General features: G+C 71.9%; 11 protein-coding genes. 8 read left to right on the top strand and 3 right to left on the bottom strand.

All coding sequences use genetic code 11. The features are described from left to right. Nucleotides 1-643: 643 nt before the first annotated feature. Nucleotides 644-1,411, top strand: coding sequence for an enoyl-CoA hydratase/isomerase family protein (locus tag AC2A1K_RS32805; protein ID WP_483900553.1), 768 nt, complete (start codon nt 644-646; stop codon nt 1,409-1,411). Here the strand turns inward: AC2A1K_RS32805 and AC2A1K_RS32800 are convergent. Next, a complete protein-coding gene (locus tag AC2A1K_RS32800; protein ID WP_483900554.1) occupies nt 1,395-1,742 on the bottom strand; it encodes an LLM class flavin-dependent oxidoreductase in 348 nt (115 codons plus the stop codon). The two genes, AC2A1K_RS32805 and AC2A1K_RS32800, sit on opposite strands and share 17 nt — an antisense overlap. Before the next feature lie 35 nt (nt 1,743-1,777). On the opposite strand from AC2A1K_RS32800, the gene AC2A1K_RS32795 reads away from it, so the two are divergent. From AC2A1K_RS32795 to AC2A1K_RS32780, 4 genes are all read left to right on the top strand, one after another. Continuing rightward, nucleotides 1,778-2,641: an aldehyde dehydrogenase family protein gene (locus AC2A1K_RS32795; RefSeq protein ID WP_483900552.1), complete on the top strand. Its 864-nt coding sequence runs from the start codon at nt 1,778-1,780 to the stop codon at nt 2,639-2,641. A gap of 67 nt (nt 2,642-2,708) precedes the next feature. Next, on the top strand, nt 2,709-4,112 hold the full coding sequence (locus AC2A1K_RS32790; protein ID WP_483900551.1) for an NAD(P)/FAD-dependent oxidoreductase: 1,404 nt from the start codon (nt 2,709-2,711) through the stop codon (nt 4,110-4,112). After that, entirely contained in the window at nt 4,109-5,272 is a 1,164-nt protein-coding gene (locus AC2A1K_RS32785; protein WP_483900550.1) for an epoxide hydrolase family protein, read from the top strand. The genes AC2A1K_RS32790 and AC2A1K_RS32785 overlap by 4 nt, the downstream gene beginning before the upstream one ends. 20 nt (nt 5,273-5,292) lie before the next feature. Further along, nucleotides 5,293-6,240 (top strand): PDR/VanB family oxidoreductase, encoded by a 948-nt coding sequence (locus tag AC2A1K_RS32780; protein WP_483900549.1) that lies wholly within the window; start codon nt 5,293-5,295, stop codon nt 6,238-6,240. A 30-nt stretch (nt 6,241-6,270) separates the two neighbouring features. Here the strand turns inward: AC2A1K_RS32780 and AC2A1K_RS32775 are convergent, their stop codons facing one another. After that, the gene (locus tag AC2A1K_RS32775; RefSeq protein ID WP_483900548.1) at nt 6,271-7,437 is read right to left on the bottom strand and encodes a PucR family transcriptional regulator; all 1,167 of its coding nucleotides are present in this window, start codon (nt 7,435-7,437) and stop codon (nt 6,271-6,273) included. A 32-nt stretch (nt 7,438-7,469) separates the two neighbouring features. Then, nucleotides 7,470-8,732: an NAD(P)/FAD-dependent oxidoreductase gene (locus tag AC2A1K_RS32770; protein ID WP_483900547.1), complete on the bottom strand. Its 1,263-nt coding sequence runs from the start codon at nt 8,730-8,732 to the stop codon at nt 7,470-7,472. Between the two features lie 339 nt (nt 8,733-9,071). On the opposite strand from AC2A1K_RS32770, the gene AC2A1K_RS32765 reads away from it, so the two are divergent. From AC2A1K_RS32765 to AC2A1K_RS32755, 3 genes are all read left to right on the top strand, one after another. Then, on the top strand, nt 9,072-9,557 hold the full coding sequence (locus AC2A1K_RS32765; RefSeq protein ID WP_483900546.1) for a hypothetical protein: 486 nt from the start codon (nt 9,072-9,074) through the stop codon (nt 9,555-9,557). A gap of 211 nt (nt 9,558-9,768) precedes the next feature. After that, the gene (locus tag AC2A1K_RS32760) at nt 9,769-10,368 is read left to right on the top strand and encodes an RNA polymerase sigma factor (RefSeq protein ID WP_483900545.1); all 600 of its coding nucleotides are present in this window, start codon (nt 9,769-9,771) and stop codon (nt 10,366-10,368) included. A 143-nt stretch (nt 10,369-10,511) separates the two neighbouring features. Next, nucleotides 10,512-11,438, top strand: coding sequence for a hypothetical protein (locus AC2A1K_RS32755; protein ID WP_483900544.1), 927 nt, complete (start codon nt 10,512-10,514; stop codon nt 11,436-11,438). Nucleotides 11,439-11,511 lie beyond the last annotated feature (73 nt).

The raw sequence follows: 11,511 nt of genomic DNA, 5'->3' as shown, positions 1-11,511 counted from the left end.
GGGTCCACCTCGAAAGTGCCCTCCGGGTCGGGGACCGATGGCGTCGCAACCTTCAGTCTTCCCTGCTCAGAGGGCACTTTCGTCTATCAACACCCGACGACTTCACCAACCTCGTGAAGAGCTCGGGTTAGTGAGCACTGATCAATCAGTTCGGCTCGGTGACCTGCCCTTCGCCGGTTCGTCGTCGCCGGGGGAGTGGGGACGCCTCGGTGGGGCGAGGTCCGTTGGCCGCGGCTGTTCGGCGAAGTCTCGACATCCCGCGAGACCGCCGCTCGTCTTACGGTTGAGCGGGCCCGACGGCTCAGCAAGCGCGGGGAAGCTGAGGTTGGCTCCGAGCGGCTTGACTGCGCGGCCGCTGTACGGCAATCGCGTGCCGTCGTAGCTGATCTGCCGCCTGCGCGAGTGCGCGAGTGCGGCGGAGCACGGGTATCCGTGGCCCGGACCGTTCGAGGAGCGTCAGCGGTTAGCGGCGGGCTTACACCTGGCTCTTCATTCTCGGGCACCGCACATTGACGCATCTTCCGTAGTGAGTAGCCTCCGCGGTGAAGCATCAAATGCCTCAGAGTGGAGGACTTGTGAGTTCTGCGCTACCTGTGCCGCCCCGGTATCCCATGGCTTACGTGCCGCTCGAGGAGTACGCACGATGGTTCGACCGGATCGCCTTCAGTCGGGAGGCCGGGATCCTCACCGTCCGGCTGCACAAGGACCAGCAGGACTTCTCCTGGAGTCTCGCTGCACACCGGCAGCTCTCGCACGCCTGGAATCACATCGCCTTGATCCGGAGAACAAGGTCGTCATCCTGACCGGCACCGGGTGTTCGTTTCTCGACCGCAGCGACTACGAGCTGGAGTCGCTGGGCACCGCGGACCCGGAGGCCTGGACGCTGATCCAGCAGGACGCCCGCAAGCTCATCATGGACCTGCTCGAGATCGAGCAGCCGATCATTGCGGTGCTCAACGGCCCGGTGAGCATCCACTCCCAGATCCCGCTGCTGTGCGATGTCGTGCTGGCGGCGCCCCACGCCACGATCACCGAGTCCCACCTGCCCTACGTGCTGCCCGGCGACGGTCATCACGTCGTGTGGCCCATGCTGTTCGGGCTCAATCGCGCCCGGCACATGCTGCTCACCGGGACCGTCCTGTCGGCACAGGAGGCTCAGCGGCTCGGGGTGGTTGGCGAGGTCGTCGAGAGCGACCGGTTGCTGGGCCGGGCGAACGAGCTGGCGCGGCACATCCTGACTATGGACCCGATCGCCGTGCGGAGCTTCCGGCAGATCATGCTGCAGTCGGTGAAGACAGACATGGTCAACGCCCTGCAGCTCGGCCTACTCGCCGAGGGCTACGGGATTCTCCGGCGGCTGCCCGAGGCTGCGACGGGCGCCGACGAGGCCTACATCAAGACCCCGGATTGAGCTGCTCGGCGATGGTGGCGAGCAGATCGAGGTGGGCCTCCACGTTATCCGGGACGTCTGGGACCATGGTGTTGACGGCGACGTGGGTGGCTCCGCCCTCGACCCACGCCTCGATGTGGGCCGTGGTCCGCGTGTTCGACCCTGCCCAGGCCACCCGCCCCTGCAGCCCGATCTGTGCTGGGTCCCGCCCGGCGGCCTCAGCACCCGCCCGCATCTGAGCGCTTGCCGCGGCCAGCTCGGCGCCGGGTGCGACGGTCGGCATCCACCCGTCGGCGATGCGGCCCGCACGCCGGAACGCCGCGGGCGAGCCGCCGCCGAGCCAGACCGGGATCGGCTGCCCCGCGTTTCGCCGAGCTGGCCCTCGAGGTGGGCTTCCCGCCAGGGGTGATCAACGTCGTGCCCGGCGACGGCAGCGTGGGCGCGGCCCTCGTGTCGCACCGGGACATCGACAAGATCCATTTCACCGGTAGCGGGGCCACGGCCACCCGCATCCTGCAGTCCGCGGCGGCCACCCTGACCCCGGTCGCCACCGAGCTCGGCGGGAAGTCGCCGAACCTGATCTTCGCCGATGCCGACCTGGATGCCGCGGTGGCCCGATCGGTGGGGTTCTGCATGCAGGTCTCCGGGCAGGGGTGCCTGAACGGGACCCGGATCCTGGTCGAGGACCGCGTGCACGACGACGTCGTCGACCGGATCCGCGAGACCCTCGGCGGCTACGTCGCCGGCGACCCGGCGGACGCGGACACGACCTTCGGTCCGGTGATCAGCGAAGCCGCGCTGGAGCGTATCCGCAGCGTCGTCGACCGGGCACGCAGCAGCGGCGAGGCCAGCCTGGTGACCGGTGGCTCGCGGATCGGCGGCGACCTCGCCGGGGGCTTCTTCCTGGAGCCGACGGTGTTCGCCGACGTCGTCCCCACCGCGGCGGTGGCCCGAGAAGAGATCTTCGGGCCCGTGCTCTCGGTCGTTCGCTTCCGAGACGAGGCCGAGGCGCTCGCCCTCGCCAACGACTCCGACTACGGCCTGGGGTCCTACATCCAGACCTCGGACCTCACACGGGCCCATCGGCTCGCCGACGCCCTCGACGCCGGCATGGTCTGGGTCAACGGCTCCGGCGGCCTGCCCCCGTCGATCCCGTTCGGCGGGGTGAAGCAGAGCGGGACCGGCCGCCTCGGCGGGCTCGCCGGCATCCAGGAGTTCAGCCGGACCAAGAACGTGTGGATCGCGCTCTAGCGACAGGACCGCCCGCGCCTTCCCCTGCGGTGAAGGCGCCGAACAATCGAGAAGGAGTGAGTGTCTGATGACGACTTCCGCGCGCGACGGTTTCCGCTCCGCCGTCGTCGTCGGCGGCAGTATCGGTGGAGCTTCGGCCGCCGCGGCGATCGCCCCGTACGTCGACCGCGTCCTCGTCCTGGACCGCGACGAGCTGCCCGCCGAGCCGCGGGCCCGCAAAGGGGTCCCGCACGGCCAGCAGTTCCACACCTTGACCGTCGGCGGGCGTCTGGCGCTGGAGGACACCTTCCCCGGCCTGACCGAGGAGCTGCGTGCCGCCGGTGTCCCGTGGAGCGACCCCGCCAAGGACACGCGGTACGCCTCCAAGTTCGGCTGGTTCGCCCGCCAGCCATCGGACATGCGGATGCTCCAGCCGACCCGGCGCTACCTGGAGTGGTACCTGCGCTCGCGAGCGGCAGCGCTGCCCGAGGTCGAGCTGCTCCCGCAAACCCGGGTCACCGGCCTGGTCGTCGAGGACGGCGCCGTCGCCGGGGTCGACGTCGTCGACGAGGCGGGCGCGGCGCGGCGCATCGATGCCGACCTCGTCGTCGACAGCAGCGGGCGTGCCTCCCAGGCCCCCTCTTGGCTGGCGGCGGCCGGCTACCCGGAGCCGACGGAGTCGACCGTCAACGCGCGCTGGGGTTATGCGACGACCTACGTGACCGTTCCGGAGGGCTGGGACCCCGGCTACCGGTCGCTCTACATGGGCCCGACGGTCTCCGGCGAGGGGACTCCGGCGACGCGGGGCGCAGCCCTGTGGCCGCAGGAGGGCAACCAGGTCGTCATCACCGCCCAGGGCTGTGCCGGCGACTTCCCTCCGGGTGACCTGGACTCGTTGAAGGAGTACCTGAGCAGCTTCGGCACCACGGAGTTCGTCGACCTGATCGACGAGTTCGGCGCCAGCGCTCCGGTCGAGGCGTGGCGCAACACCACCAACCGGATGCGCGACTATGCGGGTCTGTCCCGGCGCCCGGAGGGATTCGTCCTGGTCGGCGACGCCGTGGCGGCGTTCAACCCGATCTACGGCCAAGGGATGGCGATGGCCGCCGTCGGGGCGCGTGCGCTGGGTCGGTCGTTGCAGGAACGACGGGCATCCGGTGGCGGTCGCGACGGGTTCGCCGCGACGTTCCAGACGCTGCTCGCCGAGTTGCTGCTGCCGTGCTGGCAGTTCTCGACCAGCTCGGACTTCAACGTCCCCGGGGTCGAGGTCGACGGCGAGCCGGTGGAGTCGGGCAAGAGCCCGGAGGCGGAGTACGCCGACCGCGTCCTCGCGCTGGCGACCGAGGACCCCACGCTGTCCCTGAAGTTCATGGAGACGGTCAACCTGGTGCGCGGCGTCGAGTGGATGGCCGACGAGGACCTGCGACGCCGGGTCGTGACCGATTGGGACCGGCTCGGCAACCTGAGCCGGACCCCGGAGCAGGTCGGATGAAGACCGTGGCCGCCGCGACCGCGCCCGAGCCGTTCGAGGTCGCGATCCCGGACACGGTCCTCACCGATCTGCGGACTCGGCTCGCGAACACCCGGTGGCCGGCCGCGATCCCGGGGGTGGGCTGGCGCTCCGGAGCGGACCTCGATTACCTCCGGGAGCTGTGCGCGTACTGGCGGACGTCGTTCGACTGGCGCGCCCAGGAGAAGGCACTCAACGCCTGGCCGCAGTTCACCACCACGGTGGCCGGGCAGATACTGCACTTCGTTCACGCCCGTTCGCCCCATCCGCACGCTCGGCCCCTGCTGCTGACCCACGGATGGCCGAGCGCGGCGGGCGAGTTCCTCGAGGTGTTCGGTCCCCTCACCGATCCGGTCGCGTACGGCGGCCGACCCGAGGACGCCTTCCACGTCGTGGCGCCGTCGATCCCCGGGTTCGGGTGGAGCGGTCCGGTCACCGAGCCCGGCTGGCACGTCGACCAGGTCGCGGAGGCGTTCGTCGCCGTGATGGACCGTCTCGGGTACGACCGGTTCGGGCTGCACGGCGGCGACTGGGGCTCGCCGGTGTCGAACGCGATCGCGCGCCGGATCCCCGACCGTGTCATCGGGCTGCACCTGACGATGCTGGTGACGTCGGGCCGGACCGCGCAGGACGGTGACCCCACCCCCGCGGAGGCCGAGCTCGAAGCGGCGCAGGAGACGTACAACGCCACCGAGCAGGGCTATCTGGCGCTGAACGCGACGAAGCCGGACACGGTGGGGTTCGCGCTGTCCGACTCCCCGGCCGGTCTGGCGGCCTGGGTCGTGGAGAAGGTCCGCGCCTGGACCGACCACGACGGTGACCACGAGCAGGCGTTCCCCCGCGACGCGATCCTGACCCTGCTCACGACGTACTGGGTCACGAACACGGTCGCCTCGGCCGGTCGCCTCTACTTCGAGTCCGGTCAGGTCGGCCGTCTCGCGCCACCGCAGGGCCGGACCGAGGTGTCGACCGGGGTCGCGGCGTTCCCGAAGGAGCTCTACCGGGTCACCCGCCGGATCGCCGAGCACCACTACGACGTCGTGCACTGGGCGGACCTGCCGCGCGGCGGTCACTTCCCGGCCGTCGAGCAGCCCGACCTTCTCGTCGGCGATCTGCGCCGGTTCTTCGGGGGCCGGGCGTGACGGGGCCTGTCGTGACGGGGATGGGTGACCGACAGCTCGAGGTGGTGGTGACCGAGCGGACGACGGTCGCCGACGACGTCGTCGCCCTCCTCCTCGCGCGTCCCGAGGGCGGACCCCTCCCGCCGTGGGAGCCCGGCGCGCACGTGGACCTCGTGCTGCCCGACGGCGCGGTCCGGCAGTACTCGCTGTGCGGCGACCCCGCCGACGCGTCGAGCTACCGGCTCGGCATCCTGCGGGAGCCGGCGGGACGTGGCGGGTCGCACCAGGTGCACGACCGGCTCGCGGTCGGCGACCGTCTCACCGTGTGCGGCCCGCGGAACCACTTCCCGCTGGTCGACGCGCCCGCGTACGTCTTCGTGGCGGGCGGGATCGGGGTGACACCGATCCTGCCCATGGTGGCGCGGGCTCGAGCCGCCGGGGCCGCGACGACGGTCCTCTACGGGGGCCGGAGCCTGCGCTCGATGGCGTTCCGGGCCGACCTGCTCGACGTGGCCCCGCACGCCCGGATCCGTCCGGAGGACGAGTACGGCCTGCTCGACCTCGAGGCGGTGCTCGCGGAGTCGGAGTCGGCCACCGCGGTCTACTGCTGTGGGCCCGAGCCGCTGCTCGCCGCGATGGAGCAGGCGTGCGCGCACCGGTTCCCCGCGGCCCTGCACGTCGAGCGGTTCGCCGCCGCCCCGGTGGCGACCGCCGTGGCGGGGGAGTTCCGGGTGCGGCTGCGGCGCAGCGGGCTCGACCTGGCGGTGCCGGCGGGACGGTCGGTGCTGGAGGTCGTCACCGAAGCGGGTGTCGACGTGCTGACCTCGTGCGAGGACGGCGTGTGCGGGACCTGCCTGACCCCGGTCCTGGCCGGCGCACCGGAGCACCGGGACTCGGTGCTCAGTCGCGCCGAGCGCGCCGCCGGGGACGTGATGGCGCTGTGCGTCTCGCGGGCGTCCGCGGGCTCGGTGCTGGATCTCGACCTCTGACCCGACGTGGTGTCTCGGGCGTCCCTCGGGTCAGCTGGCCGGCACTCGATCGGGCGCGGCGCGACTGATCCGGTGCAGCGCGGCGACCCGCAACCCCAGCAGGACCGTGGTGCGGTCCTCGGTGCTGCTCCAGTCGATCTCGTAGGTGGCGGCGAGCCTCTTGAGCCTGCCGTACACGGTGGTCCGGTGCACGTGCTGGTCGGCGGCGAGGGAGGCGACGTCCCCATCGCGTTCGAGGTAGTCGCGCACCAGCGCGATGGTGGTGTGCTCCTCGGTCTGCAGCATCGTGAGCACCCGTGGGTCGATGACCTCGGTGGCGTCCTCAGGACGGATGCCGAGCAACGCCCGCCACGAGCCCAACCGGTCCCAGTGCAGCACGGGCTCGGGCCGCAGCTCGAGCGTGGCGAGGTTCATTGTCCGTTTGGCCTGCCGGTACGAGCGGTAGGCCCGGTGCAGGCCCCCGACCGACCCGCCGACCGCGACCCGCGGGCAGTGCCCGGCGAACGCCCCGAGACGGGCGACGCGCTGGCCGAAGCCGTCGACCACCGCCGGCTCGTCGACGAGGACGGCCACGAGGTTGTGGTCGATGTGGGTCACCACCCCGCTGGTCTCGGTGGCCAGCCCCCAATGGGCGTCGGTGATGCTGCCGTCGCGCCCGCCCGGCACCCGCGCCACGGCCACCCGCACCGAGCGCCGGGTGTCGAGCGAGTACGTCTCCAGCAGTGCGTCGGTGCCCTGGCGACGGTCGTCCTCGTCGTCGGAGAGCAGGGCCGCGACGAGCGTGCGCCGTCGTGCCGACTCGGCACGCTCGAACTCGATCTCCAACGCGACCGCGGACAGCAGCGGGCGGATCTGGTCGACGTCGGCCGCAGTGATGCTCCCGTCGGGGTCGACCGCGATCAGGTAGGCGACGGCGACACCGCGGGCGTAGAGCGGGATGACGGTACGGGGCGCGAGTGAGAGGGCCTCGTCGGCGGGGGTCCGGGCCATCGCCTCACCAGGCCGGACGAACGAGGTCAGCCGGTCGAAGACGGCGGAGTCGGAGCGGTTCATCAGTGCGGTCTGCCGAACCTCGTCACTGCTGCGGTCGGGGTGCACGGAGAACGCGATGAGCCGCCGGGTCCGGTCGGCGAGCACCATGGGAGTGCCGAACCGCGCGAAGCAGTCGTCGACGAGGTCCTGGGCGTTCAGGCTCACATCGGCACCTTCGCAGCAGCCCGGCGACGGTGCTAGGTGTAGCGCTGGGCCGCGTCGGTCCGGCGGATCGAGGCCAGTATGTCCTTCAGCGACTCGGTGGGGTCGGCCAGCCGCTCGCCCAGTCCCGGCGTCGTCAGGCCGATCATGGCCTTGCCCTGCACGAAGTCCTTCGTGCTGTTGACGGTGTCCACCGCCAGCACGGTGTCCCCGGCCACGTAGACCACGCAGAGGCGCCCGTCGGCCGGTCCGCCCCGGACCACGGTCCGATCGTGGCCGGTGAGCAGGCCGGCGCTCTTGAGGCGCAGCTCGTACTGGTGGGACCAGAACCAGGGCACCTCGCGAGCCGGTGGCTCGGTCCCCGTCAGCGTGGCGACCACGGTGCGGGCGTGCGCGCCGGCGTTCTGGATGGACTCGATGCGCCGTCCGGCGCTCTCGTCCGGGTCCGCCATCAGCGCGCAGTCGCCCGCGGCCAGGACGTCGGGCAGTGAGGTCCGCCCGCGCAGGTCCACCCGAACCCCGTCCGGGCAGTCCGCGCCCGCGCGGGCCAGCGGCTCGAGGTCGGGGACGACACCGATACCGGCGACCACGGTGTCGGCGTCGAGGATCTCGCCGGAGTCCAGCCGGACCCCGCTCACGTGGCGCTCGCCGCGGAGCTCGCGGACGCCGGTGCCCAGCCGCAGCGTGACCCCGGCCGCGCGGTGCCGGTCCGCGACGTAGGTCGCGACAGCCTCGCCCGCCACCCGCCCCAGCAACCGGTCCTGCGCCTCCACCACGGTGACGACGGCACCCAGGGTGCTCGCCGATGCCGCCACCTCGAGACCGATGTAGCCGCCACCGACCATGACCAGGCGGTGACCGGGCCCGAGCCGCGTGCGCAGGACGTCCGCGTCGTTCCGGGTGCGCAGGGCGTACACGCCGCCGAGCCCGGCGCCCGGCACCCCCAGCGGGCGGGGCCGGCACCCCGTGGCCCACACCAGGCTCCCGTACCCGTACTCGCAGCCCTCGGCGGTGCGCACACGGTGTGCGGCCGGGTCCACGTGGACGACGGTCGCCTCCGTGACCAGCTCGATACGACCGGAGGTCCAGAAGCTCGCGGGCCGGGTGAGCAGCTCGTCGACGGGGAGCTCCCCGGTCAGGAACGCCTTGGACAGCGGCGGGCGCTCGTAGGGCAGGTGCGGCTCGGAGCTCAGCAGGGCGACCGACCGGTCGCCACCGGCCGCGGCCACCCCGGCGGCGACCTGCGCCCCGGCGGGTCCGGCCCCGACGACGACCACGTCGTGGTGGTGCCCGGCCATGTCGTCCTCCACCGTCGGGGCGGCCGGAGCTTTTCGACGGCCGTCGTGTGTCGCTCCATCCTGTGTCACCGCCAGTCGTGGCTCTAGCTACCGGTGTTGCCTAGGACGTCGTCATGCCACGACGGTTGTCGTCCGGAGCTGGTTTGGGAGCCGGCGGTGTTTCCACACCGCGAGACGCTGATCCTTGACGCGCCTCGGTCCTTTCCTTGACGCGCCTCGGTCCTTTCCTTGACGCGCCTCGGTCCTTGCCCTCAAGCACCCGGCGCGGAGGTGCTCCGGAGCGGTATGTATGGCCGCTTCGGCGGGAACCATCCACCCCCTGGGTGCGTCGGGATGCGCATGAGCATCCCCTCCGATCCCGATCGTCGGCATCGCGACCTGGTTCTCAGCCTGTTCGCGGCCGCCCTCGACGGTGACGGCGACGCCGAGCACCGCCTCCGAGGCCTCGCTGTCCATCACGATCGCGCCGCCGAAGCCCTATGTGCGCTGGCCACCACCGACATTCCCGACGACAGCTGTCTGCGTCCGGCGAATGTCGCCGCGACCGACCAGGTCATCGCGGCGGTGCTCGAGGCCGTTGCCGCTGGTCCCAGCGAGCTCGAAGGGGTGCGCCCTCGGGATGGCGGGCGCCGCTGTTGCTTGCTCCTCAAGGCCGGGCGGCCGTGGGCCTTCGGCCCTGGGCGGAGCCGCTGCGCGGCGCTGATACTTGCCCTTTTTCTCCCCGTGGGGCGTGCCGAGTCTGAGGGGCCTGGGGCAGGCAAGCCGTCGATGAACCGGCCCCGCACCGACCCGGTGACCCCGCCGCAGCCCTCCCGCACTCGGTAGCGCCGGCGCGCCCGGACGGCCGCCCCGTGGTGGCGGGCCCACCGGGTCGGAGGAGGCCGAACCCCCGACGGTCCCCTCCGGGGACCTGCCCCGGGCCCCTCTTTCCGACTCGCGCCCCACGGGGCGAAGGAAATGGCAGCGGCGGCCCGGCAGGGCCGTGCGGTGCCGGCTTCTCGTCCCGGCTCACCTCGCGACCGGGAGGACCGCAGCGATGACCGCATCGGCCGACCACCAGTGCCGCCACGACGAGCGGACTGACGCCGAGCTGATCGAGCTCTACCGCGACCACCACGACCCGGACGCCATCACCACGCTGATCCGCCGCCACGACGCGGCCCTGCGCGCCATGGTCCGCCGAGTCCTGCGCAACGACGAGGACGCCGCCGACGTCGTCCAGTCCACCTGGGTCAGCGCGCTCACCGCACTGGCGCGGTCGGACCTCGAGGTCTACGGCGTCGTCCGCGGGTGGTTGTGGACCATCGCCCGCCACGACGCCATCGATCGGCTGCGCCGGGCGCGCACCCGCCCCACCACGGCCATGCCCTCATTGCTCGACCCCGCCGACAGGGCCAACGACTACACCGCCGCCGACGCTCGCATGGTGATCGACGGGTTGCTCGCCGCGTTGCCGGCGCACTCCCGGGACGCGATCACGCTCGTGTGGCTGCGCGGCCTGTCCACCCACGAGGCCGCCGCCGTTCTCGGCATCGCCGACGGCACGGTCAAGAGCCGCTGCCACCACGCACGCACTCTCATGGCCGCCGCGGTGACCCGCGCCGGGCTGATCACCACGTCTCTCGATTCCGACTGACGCGACGGCCGGTCAGCCGCCTCAGGCGGTTGATCGGCCAAAACGCATCTCTCGAACAGAGGGCAGCAGGCACGAGCAATCGACAACCAGGCCTGGTCGCCGCCGGACAGGGAACCTGCTCTGGAAGCGCAAGGAGAATCGGCATGGCCCACAGCGAGAGTGGCATCACGCCGGGCACGACCCCACCGGTCCCGGACCCGCACAGGGGTCCGGACACGCCGATTCCGCCACCCGAGCGGTGGCTGGTCGAGGTGCTCGCCGCGATGGGGTGCCGTCGCTCCGGACGCAAGTGGCAGTGCCCTGCTCACGGTCAGACGGGCCAGCACTCGGCATCTCTGGCGATCGGTGCCCGCGACGACGGTCACGGCGCGTGGGTGCACTGCCACGCCGGTTGCTCGATCACCGCCGTCCTGCGCGCCCTCGGCCTGCGTCCCGTCCATCTGCAGCGGGCTCCGCACGTCACTCCGAGCCGGTATGTCCACCTTCAGGGGCTCCGACGGGAGTGGCCACCGCTCAAGAACACCAGCGGCCATCCCGAGGCTGCCGGCTACCGGCACGAGGCATGGCATCCCTACGGGCCCAAGCACGCCAAGCAGCGCCTGCGCCGGTCCGACGGCTCGAAGGTCATCCGCTGGGAGTCGCGCAACGCGCGAGGGGAGTGGGTGCCCGGCCTCCTCGGAGTCCGCGAAGCCGACCTACCCCTCTACCGCGAGGCGGAGGTCCGCATGGCAGCTGCAGCCGGCGAAACCGTCGTCCTCTGCGAGAGCGAATCGTCCTGCGACGCCCTGCACGGCATCTACGCGACCACCTGGGCCGGCGGCGCCGGAAGCCCGCCGCTGGAGACCATCGCCCGCGTCCTGGACGACGTCGACGTGGTGATCGTTCCCGACCACGACGACGCGGGCCTGACCTGCCTCGAGCGCTTGGTGGACGCCCTGCCCGGAGCGCGGGTGCTCATCGGCCGGCCCAGCGAGGACGCCCGGGATCTCTACGCCCGCCTGGGCTTCGACGCCTTCACCGCCCAGCTCGAGTCCGCCGCCGGTTGGACGACGCGCCAAGACCTTCGGTGACCTCACTCTGGCCCGACGCCCCACCAGCGAAGAGCGCGTTCGACCGCGGTCTCGCCACACGGCCTCCACAGAC

The organism is Actinomycetospora sp. 2LY8.5, from assembly GCF_057180585.1.
The sequence above is the reverse complement of the archived record's forward strand: the minus strand, read 5'-3'. Positions and strand labels throughout refer to the sequence as shown.